Below are 19,517 nucleotides of genomic sequence, written 5' to 3' on the forward strand. Positions count from 1 at the left end.
ACCGGCAAGTTCATCAATCTTATCCGTGATGAGGTAACGCCATGAACGCTATCGACTTACTGATTCAAGACCACAAGCGGGTGAAGAAGCTGCTCGAAGAATTGTCGACCACCACCGAGCGAGCGGTGAAGAAACGGGCCGAGTTACTCCACAGAATCGAGCAGGAGCTGCAAATTCACACTGCGCTCGAAGAAGAAATTCTGTACCCAGCCATCAAGGAAGCGGGTGGCAAGGAAGAAGCGAAGATGTATTACGAGGCCAAGGAAGAACACCGCACGGTCGACTCCCTCGTGCTCCCCGACCTGCTGCATACCGAAACCGACACCATCGAGTTCGCCGGGCGAGTCAAAGTCATGAAAGAGCTGCTGGAGCATCACATCGAAGAGGAAGAAAGCGAGCTCTTCCCCACGGCGAAGAAGTTGCTCGGCAAGGACACCCTCGAGGAACTTGGGCAAACCATGGAAATGCAGAAGAAGATGCTCAAGGGCGAGCAGCGAGCCGCCTGATGAGGCGATACCCTGCCGGTGCCCAGGACGCTGGCAGGGTTCCACCTTCCATCGAACAAAAGACTGGGAACGATTTCATGGAGCATTGGATCGGGTTTCTTGAATGGCCAGCCATGGTAATGACCGTGCTGGCCGCGTGGTGCATCGGCTCCCGACGCCCAGGCAGAAGAAAAGCAGGGTTCTGCTGTTTCATCGCAAGCAACATGCTCTGGGCTGTATGGGGCTGGCAAGCAGAAGCCTGGGCCTTGATCATCCTGCAGGTGTGCCTCTGCGTCATGAACCTGCGAGGCTGGCGAAAGAACACGCAATTGCAAATGAGCAGTTGAGCCAGCTGACCGTCTCGCCAGGCTTCCATCCCTGGAAGCCGCGAGCGTGGATCAGGCTGCAGGCTTGAGCACCACTTTGGTCCAGCCATCATCCCGCGCGTCGAAGTGCTTGTAGGCATCGGGGCCGTCAGCCAGTGTCAAGCGATGCGAAATGATCTGCGAGGGCTTGGCGCGCCCATGATGGATAAGCGCCGCAAGGCGTCGATTATACGCCTTCACGTTCGCCTGGCCGGTGCGGATCTGCTGGCCTTTGAACCAGAACGCGCCAAAATCAAAGGCCATCTTGCCCTCTTTCGCCAGATCGTTCCTGGCCCCCGGATCTTCTGGCACGAACACCCCCACCACGCCTATGCCACCGGTAGCCTTGGTAGAAGCGACCAGGTTGTTCATGGTGAGGTGATTGGCTTCATGGCCATGTTTGTCACAGCACTGATAACCCACGCACTCGCACCCCCGATCGGTGCCTTTGCCATGGGTCAGGTTCATGATCTCTTCCACGGCTTTCTGCTCAACCGCATTGATGGGGGTTGCCCCAAGCTGCGCTGCCAGATGCAGCCGATCCGGCTGGTTGTCGATCACGAACACCTCAGAGGCACCTTTGATGATTGCCGCATGGGCCGCCATGAGCCCCACAGGCCCGGCACCGTAGATGGCGATGCTCTCGCCTGGCTGCAACCCGGCCAACTCCGTGGCATGCCAACCGGTGGGGAAAATATCCGAGAGCATGACGTAGTCGTCTTCACGCTCCTGGGCGTCCTCCGGTAGCACCAGGCAGTTGAAATCCGCATAGGGAACGCGCAACAGCTCTGCCTGGCCCCCCTGATACGGGCCCATATCGGCAAAACCGTATGCCGCACCAGCAGTGCCAGGGTTGGCTGTGAGGCAGAAACCAGTAAGGCCTTTTTCGCAGTTCTCGCAGAACCCGCAGCCGATATTGAACGGCAGGCATACCCGATCCCCCACCTTCACCCGATCGACCCCAGCGCCAACCTCTATCACCTCTCCAAGGTTTTCGTGGCCAAACACTCGCCCTGTTTCGAACGAGGTGCGGCCCTCATACATGTGCAGGTCGGAACCGCAGATGTTGGTGGTGGTGATGCGCACCAGCACGTCCGTAGGCTTTTCTATTCTTGCGTCCGGTACATCCTTGACCGTGACGTCACGTGGGCCGTTGTACACGATTGCTTTCATGCCGAACTCCCGATAGTGAGGGACGACAGATATGCCGCCCTACTCTGTTCAGGTAAGTGCAGGATCGGTACGTTCAGCGTGTGACGACAGGGTCAGACCGGCGGCGCTAAATGCTGTCGCTCCCTTGCTGCGGGCGTTACCACCCAGGGCTTTGTCGACGACGTTGGCCCGCTGGCACAGGCCGGTTCTTCGAAGGAGCAATTGCTGCATACCACGATCTGGCTTGCCGATATGGCAGATTTCGAGGCGATGAATGCGTGGGCTGCCAAGTGATAGCAAGACAGCCCAGCCGGTATCAACAGGTGGGCACGGCGCCTCGTATCCACGTTCAGTGCCCAACGAACTATCGCGCGCTGCCCGGCTGCTTCATCACAACGCTCAGGCCGGAGCGCCCTGGTTGGCTTGCCTAGCCGGGTAACTTGGCCGCAAGGACGTCAACCTTCTCGATTGACGGCGGTTTGGCGAACAGCTCGGCCGCCTTTGCCATAAGCGCTGCTGCCACCTTGCCCGACAGATGCGCCTGCCGGCCTGCTTCGTCGGGGAAGGCGTCGAAGATGCCGAAGGTGGACGGCCCCAAGCGGATTGCGAACCAGGCCGTAGTGGCTGGCTCTTCTTCCACTATTGAAAGGCCACCCAGGAGAAAGCGCTCTACCTCTGTCTCTTTCCCGGGTTTTGCTTCCAGACGAACGAACAACGCTACTGTGACCATGACGTGCCTCCTGTTGTTACGACTTCATCATCAAGCGCCACGCTTTCCAGTGGGCAATAGCGAACCGGTGGCAAGCGCATCGTGCTTCTTACGGTGTTCACTGAGGGTCCTGCGTTTCATGGTTCGGCGGATCGATATGCTCGATGTTCCCCAGTACCAACGCGCGCCCGGCAAACAGGCCGCCCGATGTCTCCAGGGCAAAACGTTCGGCATCGCGTTTGCGTACCTCTTCGGTCAGCGCCTCGGCTTCACGCGCCGAGGCACCTAACGTCAGCACGGCCTGACGGCCCAGCAGCAAGGCTGATTCAAAGGTTTCCCGGACTATGTAGTCGGCATCATGCTCGACCAGCTCCAGCGCATGTTCGCGGTCAAAAGCGCGCACCAGCAACTTCACCTGGGGGCAGTAGTGCCGCGTACTTTCAACGATGCGTGTCGCGGCTTTCCTGTCATTCACGCACACGACGATGCTACGAGCCTGATGGGCCCCGGCAGCATGCAATATTTCAGAACGGGCCCCGTCGCCGTAATAGACCTTGAAACCATAGGGCTCTACAGCGCGGATCACTTCCGGGCTGATATCGATAATTGAAATTTTGGCGCCCTGAGCGAGCGGTGCCTGACAGGCAATCTGACCTACGCGGCCAAAACCTATGATGAGCACGTGAGATTGGAGATTCTGTGCGGTCTCCACACCGTCCATCGAAACGGCCGGCGCCCGCGCGAACCGCTTGTACAACCATAAGGTTACCGGCGTGAGCGCCATGGAGAGCACCACGATAGCCGTCATGTTGGCGGCGATTTCGGCACTGACCACTCTGAGTTTCAGCGCTTCGGCGAACAGCACAAAAGCAAATTCACCGCCTTGCGCCATCAGCATTGCACGATCCAGCGCGTCGCCATGGGGGCTTTTCGCGAGGCGTGCGACGCCATAGATACACAGCGCCTTGGCCGCCATCAATGCCACCACCCCAGAGCTGATGAGCATCCAGTTCGCAGCCACCACGTGCAGATCCAGGGCCATGCCGACGCCGAGGAAGAACAGCCCCAGCAGCAGGCCGCGAAAAGGCTCTATGTCAGCCTCCAACTGGTGGCGGAATGTGGATTCCGACAGCAGCACACCGGCAACGAACGCCCCCATCGCCATCGAGAGGCCGCCGATTTCCATCAGTAGCGCAGCGCCCAATACCACCAGCAGCGCCGCAGCGGTCATCACCTCGCGCGCCTTGGCTTGAGCCAGCACACGAAACATGGGGTTGAGCAGCCACAACCCGATGACCACCAATGCGCCCAGGGACAGGGCCGCGGTACCGATACGCAGCCAAAGGGGCGACGTGGGCTCATGGATCGAACCCGTAGGTGCCAGAAAGGCCACCACCGCCAGCAAAGGCACAATCAACAGGTCTTCGAACAGCAGAATGGAGACTATGCGCTGCCCTCTCGGTTCGGTTGTGTCACCGCGCTCGGCAAGGACTTGCATGACGATGGCCGTGGATGTGAGCACGAAACCTGCCGCGCATACGAACGAGACCTGCCAAGGGAAGCCGAAGGCCATGCCGACAAACGTGAGCAAAAATGCACAGATCACCACCTGCAGGCTGCCAAGGCCAAAGATCTGCCCACGCAGCGCCCATAGGTGCGAAGGCTTAAGTTCCAGTCCGATCACGAAAAGAAACATCACCACACCCAACTCGCCCACATCGATGATGGTGCCGGGGTCGTTGATCAGTTGCAGTCCGAACGGGCCAATGATCATCCCTGCCACCAGGTAACCCAGCACAGAGCCGAACCCGATGCGTCTGAGCAGGGGCACTGCGACCACCGCGGCGCCAAGCAGCGTAATGACCCCCAACAAAAGCCCTGCGTTGCCTCCAGTGGTCATAGCTTTGTTCCTCATCCCATGACAGGACCGGTTCCTGCTAAACATCCCGAGCGCATTTTTACGCTCGCAACGTCACTGCCGGGGGTGCTGACCTAAACCACGCGGTCATCACGTTCACGCATGAGCCAATAGGTCAGCCCCAGGGCCAGGGTGGCGCCGGCCAGCGCAGCGACTTTTGCCGGGCTCACATCGGGATCGAGGATCACGAGCTTGCGGGACAATGCGATCAACCCGATAAGAAGCACCGTCTTGACCTGAATGATGCTGTCGCGGCGCAACACCACGCGCACGATCGAATGCTTGAACTCCATCGCGATCAGCAGCGTCATGATCATGCCGAACACATTCTGGAAGATCGCATGGTCAAGCGGATTGAATGCATCGATGATCATCAGGCTGAAGACGATCTGGATCAGCTGTACCAACGACACCACGATAATCACCGCGATCACGACTGAAAGGATATGGGCGATGGCCTGCTCGAAACGTTCGTAAAACGTCATCACCGCCCACTCGCGACGGAGCCGTTCGAGAGGCTTCCCGGCCTGATTGCTGTTCTTCATGCACCACTCCTTCAGAGCAGGTCGTTGCAGGTCTTCCCGTCGCGGATGTTCACGAGCAGGTCAGCGCAGGCTTCATCCAGGTCAGCTGTGGACGTCTGCTTGCGCGCCCTCCTTGTTCGACGCCTTGGTCGCATCCGGCAGTTGCAGTGTTTCGACGGGTACCGTGTCAGCCCGCGTGGATTGCTGGTGGTTGAACTCGACCCGCTCAGCGTCGTCATTCCAACGTGCACAGGCGTGGTCGCCCTTGCCGATGCCGCCGCCAAGCATCTCGCGCGCCAGTGCCGTTTCCAGCTCGCTGCGGATCAGTCGCTTGAGCTCGCGGGCACCGAATTCAGGCTTGTACCCAACTTCCGCGAAGTGGTCGACCAGCGTCTCATCGAAGGTCAGCGTCACACCCTGGCTCGCGGCACTGCGGGCCAGGCGATCGAGCTGCAGGCCGACAATGTGGCGGATCTCTTTCTTGCCCAGCGCATGGAAGACGATGATCTCGTCGATGCGGTTGAGAAACTCAGGGCGGAAGTGCCCGCGCAGCACGTCCATCACCTCTGCCTTGGTTTTGTCGTATTCCTCGTCGGTTGCTCCGCGTGCCTTGAGCTGGCGCTGAATGATGTCCGACCCCAGGTTGGACGTGGCAATGATGATGGTATTGGTGAAGTCCACCACCCGCCCCTTGCCGTCGGTGAGCCGTCCGTCGTCGAAGACCTGCAGCAGGATGTTGTAGACATCGGGGTGGGCCTTCTCGATCTCGTCGAGCAACAGCACGCTGTAAGGCTTGCGACGAACCTTTTCCGTCAGCTGGCCACCTTCGTCATAGCCGACGTAGCCCGGGGGAGCGCCCACCAGCCGTGCCACGGTATGGCGCTCGCCGTACTCCGACATGTCGATACGCAACAGGGCGCCCTCGTCGCCATAGATGGTCTCGGCCAAAGCCTTGGCGAGCTCGGTCTTGCCGACCCCGGTAGACCCCAGGAACAGGAACGTAGCCACCGGTTTGTTACCGTCCCGCAGACCTGCTCGCGAAAGTCGCACCGCATCGGCCACGGCCCGCACCGCCTCATCCTGCCCAACCAGGCGCTCTTGCAGCCGCTGCTCCAGGTGCAACAGCTTCTCGCGCTCCTCCACCGTCAGCTCACTGACAGGAATGCCTGTCAGCCGCGAGACGATCTGCGCCACGTGCTCCGCCTTGACTTCGGCGCTGCCTGAACCGCGCTCACGCTCCCAGTCCTCGGTCAGATATTTGAGTTCGGCCGCCTTGGTTTCAATGCGCTTGCTGATCTGCGCCGCATTGTCATATTGCTTGCGCGAAGCCGCATAGTCCTGTTCGCGGCGCAACTGGTGCAGTTCGGCCTCCAACTCCTGCACCGCCACAGGCCGGGCCGTCGCCGATAGTTTGACGCGCGCGGCAGCCTGGTCAAGCAGATCAATAGCCTTGTCCGGCAGAAAGCGAGCGGTCACGTAGCGGTCGGCCAGTTCGGCGGCCGCAATGATCGCGTCCTCGGTGATGCTGACCTTGTGGTGCGCTTCGAAGGTGTCGCGCAGGCCGCGCAGGATCATCATGGTCTGCGCCACCGTTGGTTCGGGCACCATGACCGGCTGGAAACGCCGCTCCAGCGCTGCATCCTTCTCGATGTACTTCTGGTACTCATTGAGCGTGGTCGCGCCGATCAAGTTCAACTCACCGCGTGCCATCATCGGCTTGAACACGTTGGCCACGTCCAGGCCGCCTTCCCCACCGCCCTGGCCGGCACCCACAATGGTGTGCACCTCGTCGATGAAGAGAATCAGCTCGCCTTGATGCTCGGAGATCTCCTTGAGCACCTTTTGCACGCGTTCCTCGAATTCGCCACGGTATTTCGCGCCGGCCACCATGGCACTGATGTTCAGCTCCACCAGGCGCTTGTCACGCAGCGTCTCGGGCACCTCGCCGGCCACCATGCGCTGGGCCAACCCCTCGACGATGGCGGTCTTGCCCACACCAGGCTCGCCGATCAATACCGGGTTGTTCTTCTTGCGCCGCGCCAGTACCTCAATGGTTGTTTCGATTTCCTGAGCGCGCCCGATGACCGGGTCAAGCTTGCCATCTCGGGCCATTTTGGTCAGATCACGCGAATATTTGTCGAGCTCCGGCGTATGGGTTGGTGTCTCGGCCTGGCCGTCCTCCGCACCTTTGCCGACCACCTTGTTCACGCGCTGGCGCAGGGCCTGCGGCGTGAGGCCATAGCGGCGCAGCAAGTTGGCGGCCAGCCCTTCGCCCTCTTCCGCCAGACCGATCAGCAAGTGCTCGGGCCCGACGTAAGCGTGTCCCAGCTCATTCGAGGCGACGAAGGCGCGACTAAGCGCATCCTTGACGCGTGGCGAAACGCCGATCTCGCCTTCAAACGGCTGCTCGCCGCGCTTGGCATCGGCTTCGATCTGCCGTTTCAGGTCATCGACCTTGATCTTGAACTGGCTCAGGATGGTCTTGACCACATCGCTGTCGGCCAACGCCAGTAGCAGGTGTTCCGTGTCGACTTCCGAGCGCCCGAATTGCGCGGCGCACCTTGCAGCTTCCTGCAACAGTGCTTCGGAGTGTTCACTGATTCGGCTGGCAAGCCCACTGCCACGACGGCGCGGCGAACCGCCCGCTGCCGACGCCGGTTCGCCGATCGACGCATCGACCGCTTCATCGACATCACCTGCAATGGGCGCGGAGCCTTCTACGCTGCGCAGGAAATCGCTGCCCAGAAAGTCCTCGAACAACCCGCTACGCGAGCCGAACAGGGCCTCCAGGGGAGAAACGCTGCGTTTTTGCTGACGCGCCAATTGGCGATAGTGATCGTCACACAGCAGCATGATGCTATGGCGACCATTCAGATTGGCTTCCACCCGTGTCGTGGCGGGTTGGCCGCAGACCTGGCACTGTTTTCTGGCCATGGGGGCGCTCCTTGAGTCATTGAGATGACAAGGCGCGGCATGCTGTTGCACCGCGTCTGCTGATGGGTCCTCGTGGCGACCGCAACGGGTATTCAGCGTTTCAGACAGGATCGATGGAAGCTGTAAACAGCTGCAGGAGCGTTCGACACGATGAAAGCCGCCGTTCTGCTGATAGCGCTTTTAACCTCGCACCATCGGCACATCGTAGTCGGGCGTATGTAGGTGTTCTTTTCCTCGAAACCAGGCACTTCGAAGAAAAACGGTACTGCTTGGCGGTGTCCCTGGAACTCAGCGCCAGCTCAAGCATGCCTGGTCGTTCGAATGGCGAGCGCGAGGTCAATAGCACCGGAAAAACAGATCCGGCGCGGACCAGCGTTTGCTGCGACACTGGATGAAGTCTGCGCCCGGTACCCCAGAAGTCAAGACATATCGCGGCGTTGCAAGAAAAGGCGCCGAACGGTGTTAAAGCCGTCATGCCCTGTGTTAATCGCCTCCTAGAGCTTGAAGCGCACGTGGATACAACTCTTACTGTCCTGGCGATCAACCATGACTGCCGCGCTGCCGTAGCCGGAATAGCTTTTGACCAATCGCATGCCAAGCCCCGTACCTGTGGGCTTAGGGTAGTTATCAGGAAAGCCATCGCCCTCATCCCGCACGGTCAGTTGGGCATGGTCGCCGGCATGCTTGACGATCACATCAATGCAACCCTTGCCATACTTGAGGGCGTTGGTGATCAACTCGGAGATTACCAACCCCAAAGGTGCCATTCTTTCTGGCGGCAAGACGAAGTCATCAGCCTCCAACAGAATTTTCCGGTCGGCCAATGCCTTGCCCAGATCGCCCAACAGCGCTTTCAGGTAATCGCGAGCGCGAACCTCCTGGTCTTCTGCAGCCTGGTACAGCCGCTCGTGAACCGTGGCGATGGTCACCACACGGCCTGCGGCCGTTTCAAGCTGCAACTTCACCGCTGCATCAGGGGTGAGATTGGCCTGCAGCAACAGCAGCGTGTTTACCAGGTGGAGGCTGTTCTTGACACGATGATGGATCTCTTCGAGATAGAGGTCGCTTCGGTTCTGCCTGGAATTCTGGGCCTCGATCAGTGACAGCAACTGAGCTTCATACTGATGACGCTCCGTGATATCGCGCGATACCGCAATGATCCGCTCGACCTCTCCACCTGTACCGAGGATCGGCGCCACCGTCACGTCCCACCATTTCGGGTCATCCGCAGAGATGGGGCAATAGGCCTCGAATCGAGTGCTTTCGCCGGCGCTCACTTTCCCGACTGCTTCCCGAACCAGTGAACGAGACTCCTCGGGCCACAAGTCATGCCACCGCTGACCTCTCACGTCCGCCAACTGGGTAGCCAGGAAGCTGAGCCCGGCTTCGTTCATGAATTCGATCTCGCCACTTGGCGTCAGGATCTCTACCCAATCAGGGCTCGCGTTCAGAAGGGTCTCCGAATACGGATCAGCAAGCGGTACATCCGCCCCTGCGGATATGCGCTCAAGGGCCATGGAAATGACGTTGGAGATACCTTCCAAAAACACCAGATCGCTCTCGACGAAATCGTCTCCGTCAGTGCTATCGGCTTCCAGGACACCAAACGGGGTAAGCACGCCCCGGATCGGGACATTGATTGCACGCTCGATTCCATATTTTTTCAGCAACGCCGGTGTCCGGAAACGGCTCTCCCTGCTCAGGTGATTGGAGAGTACCGGCCTGTAGGTAGCCAAGGCGTACCCAGCCGGGCTGGCCACATCGCCACCCACCGTCGCCCGCCCGATGTCATGGGCATCCCAACCAACACCGTGGGACAGGACAAAGCTTTCCCCGTCCTCCGCTGGCTGGAGCACCTTGGAAAATCGAGTGTTCATGCCCTCAGCGACTACTTCACATGCATGGGTGAGCAAGTGATCCAAGTCAGTAGCCTTCAAAGACATCACGCCAAACTCTACAACCAGTTCATGTTGGCGGTGCAGGCGCGCATGGGTCTTCTTCAAGGCCGCTCGAATTGTTTCGTCCGCTGGTAGCTGCTGCATAGTCTTCCCTTCCGATTTAACGGGAAACGCCCTGAATCCCTTCTGGTCGTGAAGGCGGTTCGCTTACCGCTGTCCAACGATAGCCGCTAATCCATGGCGGCGCATAGCGCACCACTCATCGCCTCAGGGCAACGGCGTAAAGCCCCCACGCCCTAACGCATATGAGAAGCGAGCAGACCCTTCATGCCGAAAACCATTCTGATTGTGGAAGATGACGACCTCCTCAGAGACCTTACCGCCGAGAGTCTCTCGTCACTCTACGCCGTAACCATCATGTCCTGCGCAAATGCTGACGAGGCGCTGCATCGTCTTTGCTGCGAAAAAATACCCTCGTTGGTAATGACCGATATCCATATGCCAGGCCCCATGAACGGCTTGGGCCTGGCGCAGGAAATCTGGCGCAGGTGGCCTACCTTGCCGGTGATTCTGACCTCGGGCGACGCAGTCATCGACACCGGGCTACTGCCTGCTCGCACAGCATTTCTCCCCAAACCCTGGCAAATGTCCGATCTCGCCTCGTTGATCAATACGCTAGTCACACTGCCGCCTCAGTCAGAGCGCTGAAGCAAAGGCCTGGCCGAGTTTTTCAGGCTGGCATAGCCATAGGGGCGCCAACGGCAGCGGGCCAGGCCTTCATGGCAACACCTCCAAAGAGGTGGGTCGGCTGCAGGTCTTCAGAAACCTTCGCCACCCCCTGAGAACTTGCCGACATCAATAGGTTGCGCAACAAACTCGGGGCCCTCGCCCGCCAGCCGCCACGTCACCTTGGCGATGCCGTCGCGCTCGGCCATCGGGCGACTGACCATTTTGATCTTCTGCTGACTGAATCTCGGGATGATGCCAACGCCGGCATCGCAACTGGCCCAGTGCCAGGCGATGGCATTGTCCATTTTCTCCAGGCGAATAATGAATGACCGAGGCTTACCGTGAAGCTCGTACTCAATGACATAGAGTTGCTGTCCCACCACCACACTTCCCTCGCTGATAGATGCGCTATTGAGCAAGCCAGGGAAGAAATAATTCCATCGAAACGGCAGCTGGTACGGCATTCTTCGAATACAGCCAGGTGTCGGGGCTGCTTGTCCTGAGAGCAAGCACCTCCAGCGCCCGTTTTTGCGAACACTTGCAACGATCATCGCTGTTTGATCGAGTCTGGCCATTCAATGGCTCGCTGCGCAGCAGATGCCCCTGCTTGAGCGGCCAATGCGAGCGCCCCAACGTATTGACGCTGCGACAACCGGGGGGTTGCGAGCGCTCGCAGAATTGCCTAACCCGCCAGCTTGGCCACGAATTTCGCGACGTATTCGCCTTGATGCTCAGCGATACCCAGTTCGCGGGCATCTGGTTGGCGGGAGCCGTCCCCCCCTGCAATGGTCGAGGCGCCGTACGGGGTGCCGCCCCCCACCTGCGAGATGTCGAACAGGGCCGGCGTGCTGTAGCCAATCGGCACGATGATCATGCCGTGGTGAGCCAGCGTCGTCCAAGTGGAGGTGATGGTCATCTCCTGGCCACCGCCCGTGCCGGTGGAGGTGAATACGCTGGCAACCTTTCCAACCAGCGCGCCGCTTGCCCAAAGGCTGCCGGTCTGATCAAGGAAGTTGCGCATCTGGCCGGACATGTTGCCGAAGCGGGTCGGAGTGCCGAAGATGATGGCATCGTAGTCACCCAGCTCCGAAGGGCTGGCAACGGGCGCCTGCTGGTCGACCTTGCCATGCGCGGCTTTGAAGGCCTCGGGATCCATGGTTTCCGGTACCCGCTTGACTGTCACTTCGACGCCAGGAACCTTGCGAGCGCCTTCGGCCACCTTATGCGCCATGGTCTCGATATGGCCATACATCGAATGGTACAGCACCAGTACTTTTGCCATTTTTACGTCCTCTTCGCGTGGAGTGTTGTTGGCATCGCCACTCAAGAAACGGGCGATGCTGCTGAACCAACCCATGTTGCAACCTCCGTTTCAAACGCAGGGCCGCAACATCGCCTGTGCTCTCGGAGCCAGGCGCAATGTCGTATTTGGCTTCACGACCCTCATCCAGCGTAGCCGCTATCAGGCCTACCTTCGCAGGCCATTCAGGGATTGCCAGCATGCGTTCATCAGGGCGATGCGCAACGAACGCAACGCCATGAAACAGGGCACCCACTACACTTAGTCGACACAGGTCTGCACAGAGGCTGCCGCCATGACGACGCAAACTGCAATCGTGTTCGCGGGTGGTGGCAGCCTGGGCGCGGTTCAAGTTGGCATGCTGAGGGCGCTGGTCGAGGCCAATGTTCAGTTCGACCGGGTCATTGGTGCTTCGGTGGGCGCAATCAATGGTGCCTACTTTGCCGCCCGGCCCAACGCTCAGGGGGTCGAGACGCTCGCCAGTTTCTGGCGGGGGCTGAACAGAACGGACATCTTCCCCCTGTCCTGGCTCGATACCTTTAGAGGGTTGATCAAACGGCGCGGTTATCTGCTCCAGCCGGCAGCGCTACACCGGTTGCTTGGCCAGGCACTGCCGATTCACCGTATCGAGGATGCGCAGTTGCCTTTGCATATTGTCACCACCGACTTGCTCAGTGGTGCCGAAACCGTCCTGGCCAGTGGTGAGCTTGAGCAAGCGTTGCTGGCCAGCGCCGCCATCCCGCTGGTGTTCCCCAGCGTGCAAATCGGCGAGCAGTTCCTGGTGGACGGCGGCGTGGCCAGCAACACGCCGATTTCGACAGCCGTAGCCCTGGGCGCTGACAAGGTTGTGGTCATCCCCACGGGATACAGTTGTGCCTTGACCCAGCCACCCAAGGGGCTGGTGGCCCTGGCCCTGCACACCGTCAACCTGATGAGCATGCGCCAGCTGGTGAGCGACATCGAACACTTCCGTGCGCTGACCAGCCTGCACATCGTTCCACCGCTGTGTCCTGTCGATGTCTCGGTGTTCAATTTCGACCAGACCGAGTCTCTGCTGGCGCGTGCCTATGAGCAAACGGTTCGATGGCTGGAGCGCGGCGGGCTGGAGCGAACCAAGGTACCGGGTGCACTGACCATTCACTCGCACGCACACGAGCACTGACGGGGCCTCAGGCTTTACCGCCGGTTCCGCCTGTTCCGCCGTTGCCATCAAGCCAAGTGGCCGAGGCTGTCAATTGACCCGATATAGGGTGGCGCAGACCCGAACATGGGCGAACGCTCAGGTACGTGACGATGGCCACTGTATCCACGGCTAGCACGGCTACGGCGACCAGGAACATGAAGCAGTGGTCTTCAAAGAGCATTGCCGTATTACCCACGTTGAGGAGTCTTGCAGTCTCTCAGCAATTCCTGTTCCAAGGCGCAGGCAGCACCGGGACGGATGCCTCAGGCAGAAAGCATGATGCCGTGCGTCTGGAAATATCGGCTCAATGCAGATGAGTCCCCCTCAGGGTCAGCCAGCGCAACATAGCTATCAGGCCTCAACAGATAAGCCGCATTTCTGGCAACGCCAGCTTGCTCGTACGCAGGTTCCCAAGCGAAAACACTCAGTGCAATGCCGTGCTGTGCGCACCATTGGGCCAGGCCTGGCTTGGCTTCGCCGTACACATGCACTTGCCACTCAGTGCCTGCCAGTGAGGCGTAGTTGTCCGCAACATCCCCAGGCAACCACGGCAGGCGATCACCGCCCTGGACCCCACCGGCCTTGCCTTGGCTCAGCGGGCTGTCGCGGTAATCAAGGGTGGTTTGCGACACCACGCGGAACAGGTACTCACGCACGCTTTCACGCTTGTACGCAACGCTTGCGATCGCCGGCGCGATGCGCGTACGCACAAAATCGGCGAAACCGCCTTGAGCGGTCACCAAGGTGAACAGTTTGTCCGTTGTCTCCACCAGCTTGCGGGCGAACGCCTGGCGTTCGGCCTGGTAGCTGTCGAGCAGCGCATCGGGGGCTTTGCCTTTGACCACCGCGGCCAACTTCCAGGCCAGGTTGTTCGCGTCGAGAATGCCGGTGTTCATGCCCTGCCCGCCTGCCGGGCTATGGACATGCGCAGCATCGCCAAGCAGAAACGCCCTGCCACGGCGGAAATGATCGGTGACACGGTGGTGAACGCGGTAGCTGGAAAACCAGTTCACCTCGGTGACCCGGAGGTTCAAGCCGTTGATGGCATCATGGCCGACGTCGGCGAACGTCAGATGCTCAGGGTGCTCGGCACGCTCGTCTCGCACGGTGCCAATCAGCCGGTATTGGTCCTTTTCGCCGTAGCACAAGAGCAGTACAAAGTCGGATTTATCAAACGCGACGTGTGCCTCACCCGCAGGTTCGACGCCCGTTATCCTGACATCCGCTACGTAGAAAAGCTGCTTGTAGGTACCCCCCTCGAAACCGCTGCCGAGCGCATGCCGAACCCGCGAGTGAGCGCCATCGCATCCCGCCAGGTAAGCGGCAGTGCAGGCCCCTTCCCGCCCATCGGCCTGCTTCAGAATGGCCGTGACCTGGCTTTGCCCCTGTTCGAACGACAGCAGTTCGGTCCGCCATTCCACGTCCACGCCGAGTGCATGCAGCCGCTGCCCCAGCAAGCGCTCATGGCGATCCTGGGGATAGATCAACACGAAGGGATACGCCGAAATGGCTGCGCCTGCATCCTGCAAGGGGATGCGCGCCCGGCGGCGGCCTCGGGCCCACAGGTTCATGGCAGGGGTTTTATAGCCGGCTTCGATCACCGCCTCGGCCAGGCCGAGCTGGCGATAAAGTTCCAGCGTGCGGGCCTGAACCGCCATGGCGCGGGACGCTTCGCCAGGGCCGCTGCTCTTGTCGACGATCCTTACCGCGACGCCCTGCCGGGTGAGCCAAAGCGCAAGCGCCAGCCCGGTAGGGCCGGCGCCAACAATGAGCACGTCGGTGTGCGCCATGATCTCATCTCGCACATGAATGACTACACCGCCATTAATGTGCCTGAGCCCAGGCAAAGTCAACGATACCCGGGCCGTTCAGCGAGCGTAGATCTGTTTGCCCGCGAACCAGGTCTGTTCCACCTGGGTGTCGCGCAGCGCTGCCGGTGCAACGGTCAGCACATCGCGATCGAGGACGATCATGTCGGCCTGCTTGCCGACCCTGAGCGACCCCACTTGCTGGTCCAGGCGCATGGCCTTGGCGGCGTTGAGGGTGTAGGCCTGGAACATCTGTTCGCGGTCGATGGCTTCGGCCGCGTTGAGCACACCCTTCGGCCCTTTACGGGTCACCGCCTGGTAAATGGCTTTCCACGGCTCCGGAGTGGTGATCGGCCAGTCGCTCGCGCCCGAAAGGGTCGCGCCATGCTTGAGCAGCGAGCGCGCCGGGAAGGTATGCATGAAGGCCATGGCGTCGACATAGGGCTTTACCAGCGCCATGTTCGACTCATCGGCAGCCGCCCAGTACAGCTGCATCGCGGCAATCACGTTCAACGCCTTGAAGCGTGGGTAATCCTGAGGGCTGACCATCTGCAGGTGGGTGATCGAGTGCGCAATACCGCTGGCGCGATCATGGCGGGCCTGGGCAATACCGTTGAGTGCCTCGCGCACCGCGCGGTCACCGATGGCATGCACGTGCACCAGCCAGCCACGCGCGTCTGCCGCGCTGACCAGTTCGCCAAAGGTTGCCGGGTCCAGCAGCAACTCGCCCCGCATCCCTGTGTTCTTGTAAGGTTCAAGCATCGCTGCAGTCTGCGCCGGGGCTTCGGCCACACCGTCAGCAAAAACCTTGATCCCTGGCAAGGTGAGGTTGTGCACGCCCAGGAACTGCTGACGCACCTTGTCCAGCTCATCCAGGTCGGCTGGGCGCGCCTTGGAACTGGCCATCAGCAGCGCCGCGACGTGAACGGTAAGCTCGCCGCGCTCGGACAGGTCCTTGTACACCGGCAACAAGCCGAGGGAGTCGTTCTTCACGTCAGCCCCAGGCAACTCGTTGGCCAGCGGGTCCATCCAGCCGGTGATGCCCAGTTGCTTGTAGTAGTTCAAGGCCATGCGCCCTGCGGTCATCAGCACTTCATGGCTCAGTGGCGGCAACAGCTCGGTAACCGGGTAGTAGCTGGCATCGGCGAGAAAGCCGTTGGGTGAGCCATCGGGGTGCTGGCCTATCGTATTACGCGCATCAGCGGGCAACGCGGCAAGGGTCTTGGCGTCGATCCCGGCGCGCTTGAGCATGGCCTGGTTGGCCCAGCCGGTGTGCATGTCGTTGGCAGCGAAGAGAATCGGCTGCTCGGCCCATTCGCCATGGTTGAAACGTCGCTCGAGGGCGGCGATATCATCCCAGTAGGTGCCTGGCACGCCACCGACCGAGAGGTACTCGCCACGACGGGCTTTACCGTTGTCGCGCCACTCGCGCAGGCGCTGCTCCAGCTCATCGAGCGGAATCTGCTCGCCCGCCAGGTTGGCCAACTCCAGCTGCAGCCCACCCTTGATGGCGTGGGAGTGGGAATCGAGCATGCCCGGCATCAACACCTTGCCGCCAAGGTCGAAGACCTGGGTAGCGTTGCTCTTCAGGCGCAGCACGTCCCGGTCGGTGCCCACGGCAACGATCTTTTCGCCTTCGACAGCAACGGCCTGCTGCAAAGGCTGGCCTGGCTCGGCGGTATAGACCTTGGCGTTATGCAGGATCACATCCACGGCGGCCAGTCCTGGTAGAGAGGTGCAGGCCAGTCCCGCCGCAATCGCCATGTTCAGGAGCTGCTTGTTCATTCGAGGCCTCGTTCTTGTCTTGATCGAGGCGCAGCCTAGCCGAGCCGCCAGGGCGGTTAAATGCGAAGGCAGGCACAACTTTTTTTGCAAAAAGGAAAGAATCCTCAAGCCAAGGTAAAGCAGCTCAAGGACGCGGTACGTGGAGCACGCGCTGGATCTCGGCAACCACCTGGTCCGTCGCCTGCGCGATCGTGCCTTCATTGCGGCACAGCACCCAACCTTGCTCCGCCACCGCCCGTTCGAAGGCTTCGGTGCAGGCGATCTGTTCATCCAGCTTGTGGATTACCGTACTGCCCAGCCCGCGCGTGCGGGCCGCCGCCCTTGCCCACGACGTATCAGGCGCTGTCACCACCCCGACATGCAGGTCCGGCACTTGCACGTTGCGCTCGCGGTTCATGCGCAGAATCTCGGCAAACGGGACCGTTCGGCGAAACGCGGCGTCGGAGGGGTACCAGCGATCGATCAGGATGATGCTGTCCGCAGGTTGCCTGGGCAGCACATTGCGGGAAATCCAGGCGCGGCTATCGGCCAGGCGCGCGCAGACCTTCAACTCCAGGTCCCGGCAGGGGTTTCTCACCAGCGTGTTGACCAGCGCCATGGTTTCCCCCCTGAAGGGGTCGCTTTTCTTCTCGCAAAGCCGGATCACCTTCCTGTCATCAGCCCTCAGCGCCTGGGTGATGGCCTCCAGCAGCGTGGTCTTGCCGGTGCCCTTCGGGCCATCCAGCGCAATAAACAGCGGACGTTTCATGTTCAATACTGCGTGGAAGCAGACCTGGATACAGAGATGAGCATGATGCACGCAAAGCAGGCCACAGTCTCGCTTGTCAGCCTGATGGCGGTTTACCGACTGGAGTACATTTGTACTCCAGCCGGTAAACCGCCATCCTGAGGGTCAGATTTGCGCCTGGCCACCGTCCACGAACAGCTCGGCACCGTTGACGAAGCTGGCATCATCGCTGGCCAGGAACACAGCAGCGTTGGCGATTTCGACAGGCTCCCCGACTCGCCCCAGCGGCACCTGAGCCGCCAGGTAATCCAGCAGGCCCTGCTGTTGCCCGGCATCCGGCCCGGCGAGGTCGACCAACCCTGGGGTACGCGTTGCGCCTGGGCTCAGGGTGTTGACCCGCACGGCGCGATCCTTCAGGTCCAGAATCCAGCTACGGGCAAAGGCCCGAACGGCGGCCTTGGATGCCGAATACACGCTGAACGCCGCTGTGCCGGAGCTACCGGCCGTGGAACCGGTCAGAATGATCGAGGCGTTCTGCGCCAGCAGCGGCAGCGCCTTTTGCACGGTGAACAGCACACCTTTCACGTTACGGTCGAAGGTGTCGTCATAGTGGGCTTCGGTAATGTCGCCCAATGGCAGCATGGAGCCGCCGCCAGCGTTGGCGAACAGCACATCCAGGCGGCCCTTTTCCTGAGCGATGCGGGCATAGAGTGCATCCAGTTGCTCCAGCCGGGTGGAGTCCACCGCAATACCGGTGGCGTTGCCCACCAGCGCCACCGCCTTGTCCAGCTCAGCCTGGCGGCGCCCGGTGATGTAGACATGGGCACCCTCCTCTGCAAAACGTTTTGCCGTGGCCAGGCCAATGCCGGTGGTGCCGCCAGTGACCAGTGCGATCTTGCCTTCAAGTTTCTTGCTCATGGTGTTTCTCCCGTTGAGGTGGTGAGTTGCTGTGGGGAGAAGCGTATCGACCGGCAGATCATTTCAAAATAGAATCATTTGAAAGCCATCATTGCAGAAATGAAATGCCAAGAATTCCAGATTTCGAAGGCCTGGCGATGTTCGCCAAAGTGGCCGAAGAAGGCTCTTACGCCGCCGCCTCACGGGCCCTGGGCGTTTCGGTGCCCACCGTATCGCGCGCAGTTGCGCGCCTGGAAGAACGCCTGGGCGCACGCCTGTTCAACCGCACGTCGCGCCAGCTCTCGCTGACGGAGTTCGGCCAGGGGATGGTCGAGCAAGCCAGCGCGCTGTATCGCCAGGCCGAGGCAATGGAAAGCGAGGCCCAGGAGCTGTCGCTGCAGCCGCGCGGGTTGGTGCGCCTGGCAGTGCCGATGGCCTTTGGCTTGCGTTGGGTCGCGCCGCTGCTGCCCGAACTATTGGCGCTATACCCGGAGCTTGAGCTTGACCTGCATCTGTCGGACTCGACCGTCGACCTGGTCGCCGATGGCTTCGATGCGGCCTTGCGCATCGCCGCCCTGCCCGACTCATCGCTGGTGGCACGGCGCATCTGTTCGGTCAGCCAGTACCTGGTGGCCGCACCGTCCTACCTTGCCCGCCATGGCCAGCCCACGCACCCGCGCGAGCTGGCTGGCCACGCCTGCATGAGTTACGCCTATCGTGCCCGCAGCCAGGTGTGGCGCTTCAGCCACAGCGACGGCAGCAGCCACGACGTGGTGCCCCGCGGGCCGCTGCGGGTGACCAATTCGGATGCCCTGGTCGCGCCCTTGCTGGCGGGCCTGGCCATTGCCGAGTTACCGGAATTCATGGCCGCCGAGTACCTGGCCGACGGACGCCTTGTGCACCTGCTGCCCGAATGGCGGATGACCCAGGGCGGGCTGTACTTCGTGACCCCGTCGGCGCGTACACGGCCACGCAAGGTCCAGGCACTGGCCGAGTTTTTCGTCGAGCGGTTGGCGAACCCGCTGTGGCAAGTGCAGGTGTCAGGCTAGCGTCGAGGCCTGCCCCGATTCTGCCGGTTGATGCTGTACTGTAAGTCAGGTATT

At 60.8% G+C, this 19,517-nt stretch carries 17 protein-coding genes; 5 read left to right on the plus strand and 12 right to left on the minus strand.

The window, feature by feature from the left end:
- Positions 1 to 41: 41 nt before the first annotated feature.
- Together ACIPZ5_RS18420 and ACIPZ5_RS18425 are read left to right on the plus strand one after the other, a co-directional pair.
- A complete protein-coding gene (locus tag ACIPZ5_RS18420) occupies positions 42 to 506 on the plus strand; it encodes a hemerythrin domain-containing protein (protein WP_261944226.1) in 465 nt (154 codons plus the stop codon).
- A gap of 77 nt (positions 507 to 583) precedes the next feature.
- Complete coding sequence (locus tag ACIPZ5_RS18425) at positions 584 to 832, plus strand: hypothetical protein (protein WP_261944225.1); 249 nt, start codon at positions 584 to 586, stop codon at positions 830 to 832.
- A gap of 51 nt (positions 833 to 883) precedes the next feature.
- Here ACIPZ5_RS18425 and ACIPZ5_RS18430 read toward each other — a convergent pair whose 3' ends face one another.
- The 6 genes from ACIPZ5_RS18430 to ACIPZ5_RS18455 form a co-directional block, all read right to left on the minus strand.
- Positions 884 to 2,023 (minus strand): glutathione-independent formaldehyde dehydrogenase, encoded by a 1,140-nt coding sequence (locus tag ACIPZ5_RS18430; protein ID WP_400810005.1) that lies wholly within the window; start codon positions 2,021 to 2,023, stop codon positions 884 to 886.
- Between the two features lie 406 nt (positions 2,024 to 2,429).
- On the minus strand, positions 2,430 to 2,732 hold the full coding sequence (locus tag ACIPZ5_RS18435; RefSeq protein WP_400810006.1) for a putative quinol monooxygenase: 303 nt from the start codon (positions 2,730 to 2,732) through the stop codon (positions 2,430 to 2,432).
- 97 nt (positions 2,733 to 2,829) lie between these two features.
- Positions 2,830 to 4,611, minus strand: coding sequence for a monovalent cation:proton antiporter-2 (CPA2) family protein (locus tag ACIPZ5_RS18440; protein WP_400810008.1), 1,782 nt, complete (start codon positions 4,609 to 4,611; stop codon positions 2,830 to 2,832).
- A 92-nt stretch (positions 4,612 to 4,703) separates the two neighbouring features.
- Complete coding sequence (locus ACIPZ5_RS18445; RefSeq protein WP_261944222.1) at positions 4,704 to 5,174, minus strand: phosphate-starvation-inducible PsiE family protein; 471 nt, start codon at positions 5,172 to 5,174, stop codon at positions 4,704 to 4,706.
- An 81-nt stretch (positions 5,175 to 5,255) separates the two neighbouring features.
- Positions 5,256 to 8,087: a heat shock survival AAA family ATPase ClpK gene (gene clpK, locus ACIPZ5_RS18450; RefSeq protein WP_400810010.1), complete on the minus strand. Its 2,832-nt coding sequence runs from the start codon at positions 8,085 to 8,087 to the stop codon at positions 5,256 to 5,258.
- Between the two features lie 494 nt (positions 8,088 to 8,581).
- Positions 8,582 to 10,129 carry a sensor histidine kinase gene (locus tag ACIPZ5_RS18455; RefSeq protein WP_400810011.1) on the minus strand — a complete coding sequence of 516 codons (1,548 nt, stop codon included), beginning with the start codon at positions 10,127 to 10,129 and terminating at the stop codon, positions 8,582 to 8,584.
- A gap of 183 nt (positions 10,130 to 10,312) precedes the next feature.
- Between ACIPZ5_RS18455 and ACIPZ5_RS18460 the strand changes: the two genes are divergently transcribed.
- Positions 10,313 to 10,693 (plus strand): response regulator, encoded by a 381-nt coding sequence (locus tag ACIPZ5_RS18460; protein ID WP_400810013.1) that lies wholly within the window; start codon positions 10,313 to 10,315, stop codon positions 10,691 to 10,693.
- A 110-nt stretch (positions 10,694 to 10,803) separates the two neighbouring features.
- Here the strand turns inward: ACIPZ5_RS18460 and ACIPZ5_RS18465 are convergent, their stop codons facing one another.
- Complete coding sequence (locus ACIPZ5_RS18465) at positions 10,804 to 11,097, minus strand: DUF6555 family protein (RefSeq protein WP_400810045.1); 294 nt, start codon at positions 11,095 to 11,097, stop codon at positions 10,804 to 10,806.
- 299 nt (positions 11,098 to 11,396) lie between these two features.
- A complete protein-coding gene (gene wrbA / locus ACIPZ5_RS18470; protein ID WP_400810046.1) occupies positions 11,397 to 11,996 on the minus strand; it encodes an NAD(P)H:quinone oxidoreductase in 600 nt (199 codons plus the stop codon).
- Positions 11,997 to 12,309: 313 nt separating this feature from the next.
- Between wrbA and ACIPZ5_RS18475 the strand changes: the two genes are divergently transcribed.
- Entirely contained in the window at positions 12,310 to 13,176 is an 867-nt protein-coding gene (locus ACIPZ5_RS18475; RefSeq protein ID WP_400810015.1) for a patatin-like phospholipase family protein, read from the plus strand.
- Between the two features lie 284 nt (positions 13,177 to 13,460).
- Here ACIPZ5_RS18475 and ACIPZ5_RS18480 read toward each other — a convergent pair whose 3' ends face one another.
- The 4 genes from ACIPZ5_RS18480 to ACIPZ5_RS18495 form a co-directional block, all read right to left on the minus strand.
- Complete coding sequence (locus ACIPZ5_RS18480; protein ID WP_400810016.1) at positions 13,461 to 14,987, minus strand: FAD-dependent oxidoreductase; 1,527 nt, start codon at positions 14,985 to 14,987, stop codon at positions 13,461 to 13,463.
- 78 nt (positions 14,988 to 15,065) lie between these two features.
- Positions 15,066 to 16,790 (minus strand): amidohydrolase, encoded by a 1,725-nt coding sequence (locus tag ACIPZ5_RS18485; RefSeq protein ID WP_400810018.1) that lies wholly within the window; start codon positions 16,788 to 16,790, stop codon positions 15,066 to 15,068.
- Positions 16,791 to 16,914: 124 nt separating this feature from the next.
- Positions 16,915 to 17,538 carry a dTMP kinase gene (locus ACIPZ5_RS18490; protein ID WP_400810019.1) on the minus strand — a complete coding sequence of 208 codons (624 nt, stop codon included), beginning with the start codon at positions 17,536 to 17,538 and terminating at the stop codon, positions 16,915 to 16,917.
- A 144-nt stretch (positions 17,539 to 17,682) separates the two neighbouring features.
- The gene (locus tag ACIPZ5_RS18495) at positions 17,683 to 18,435 is read right to left on the minus strand and encodes an SDR family NAD(P)-dependent oxidoreductase (protein WP_400810021.1); all 753 of its coding nucleotides are present in this window, start codon (positions 18,433 to 18,435) and stop codon (positions 17,683 to 17,685) included.
- 104 nt (positions 18,436 to 18,539) lie between these two features.
- On the opposite strand from ACIPZ5_RS18495, the gene ACIPZ5_RS18500 reads away from it, so the two are divergent.
- Positions 18,540 to 19,463 carry a LysR family transcriptional regulator gene (locus ACIPZ5_RS18500; protein WP_400810023.1) on the plus strand — a complete coding sequence of 308 codons (924 nt, stop codon included), beginning with the start codon at positions 18,540 to 18,542 and terminating at the stop codon, positions 19,461 to 19,463.
- Positions 19,464 to 19,517 lie beyond the last annotated feature (54 nt).

Source organism: Pseudomonas sp. NPDC089428 (assembly GCF_044749325.1).
Lineage (GTDB): Bacteria > Pseudomonadota > Gammaproteobacteria > Pseudomonadales > Pseudomonadaceae > Aquipseudomonas.

What these genes read in the sequence shown, in the direction of transcription:
- ACIPZ5_RS18420 (WP_261944226.1), top strand. Translation starts at nt 42, where the DNA reads ATGAACGCTATCGACTTACTGATTCAAGACCACAAGCGGGTGAAGAAG.
- ACIPZ5_RS18425 (WP_261944225.1), top strand. Translation starts at nt 584, where the DNA reads ATGGAGCATTGGATCGGGTTTCTTGAATGGCCAGCCATGGTAATGACC.
- ACIPZ5_RS18430 (WP_400810005.1), bottom strand. Translation starts at nt 2,023, where the DNA reads ATGAAAGCAATCGTGTACAACGGCCCACGTGACGTCACGGTCAAGGAT.
- ACIPZ5_RS18435 (WP_400810006.1), bottom strand. Translation starts at nt 2,732, where the DNA reads ATGGTCACAGTAGCGTTGTTCGTTCGTCTGGAAGCAAAACCCGGGAAA.
- ACIPZ5_RS18440 (WP_400810008.1), bottom strand. Translation starts at nt 4,611, where the DNA reads ATGACCACTGGAGGCAACGCAGGGCTTTTGTTGGGGGTCATTACGCTG.
- ACIPZ5_RS18445 (WP_261944222.1), bottom strand. Translation starts at nt 5,174, where the DNA reads ATGAAGAACAGCAATCAGGCCGGGAAGCCTCTCGAACGGCTCCGTCGC.
- clpK (WP_400810010.1), bottom strand. Translation starts at nt 8,087, where the DNA reads ATGGCCAGAAAACAGTGCCAGGTCTGCGGCCAACCCGCCACGACACGG.
- ACIPZ5_RS18455 (WP_400810011.1), bottom strand. Translation starts at nt 10,129, where the DNA reads ATGCAGCAGCTACCAGCGGACGAAACAATTCGAGCGGCCTTGAAGAAG.
- ACIPZ5_RS18460 (WP_400810013.1), top strand. Translation starts at nt 10,313, where the DNA reads ATGCCGAAAACCATTCTGATTGTGGAAGATGACGACCTCCTCAGAGAC.
- wrbA (WP_400810046.1), bottom strand. Translation starts at nt 11,996, where the DNA reads ATGGCAAAAGTACTGGTGCTGTACCATTCGATGTATGGCCATATCGAG.
- ACIPZ5_RS18475 (WP_400810015.1), top strand. Translation starts at nt 12,310, where the DNA reads ATGACGACGCAAACTGCAATCGTGTTCGCGGGTGGTGGCAGCCTGGGC.
- ACIPZ5_RS18480 (WP_400810016.1), bottom strand. Translation starts at nt 14,987, where the DNA reads ATGGCGCACACCGACGTGCTCATTGTTGGCGCCGGCCCTACCGGGCTG.
- ACIPZ5_RS18485 (WP_400810018.1), bottom strand. Translation starts at nt 16,790, where the DNA reads ATGAACAAGCAGCTCCTGAACATGGCGATTGCGGCGGGACTGGCCTGC.
- ACIPZ5_RS18490 (WP_400810019.1), bottom strand. Translation starts at nt 17,538, where the DNA reads ATGAAACGTCCGCTGTTTATTGCGCTGGATGGCCCGAAGGGCACCGGC.
- ACIPZ5_RS18495 (WP_400810021.1), bottom strand. Translation starts at nt 18,435, where the DNA reads ATGAGCAAGAAACTTGAAGGCAAGATCGCACTGGTCACTGGCGGCACC.
- ACIPZ5_RS18500 (WP_400810023.1), top strand. Translation starts at nt 18,540, where the DNA reads ATGCCAAGAATTCCAGATTTCGAAGGCCTGGCGATGTTCGCCAAAGTG.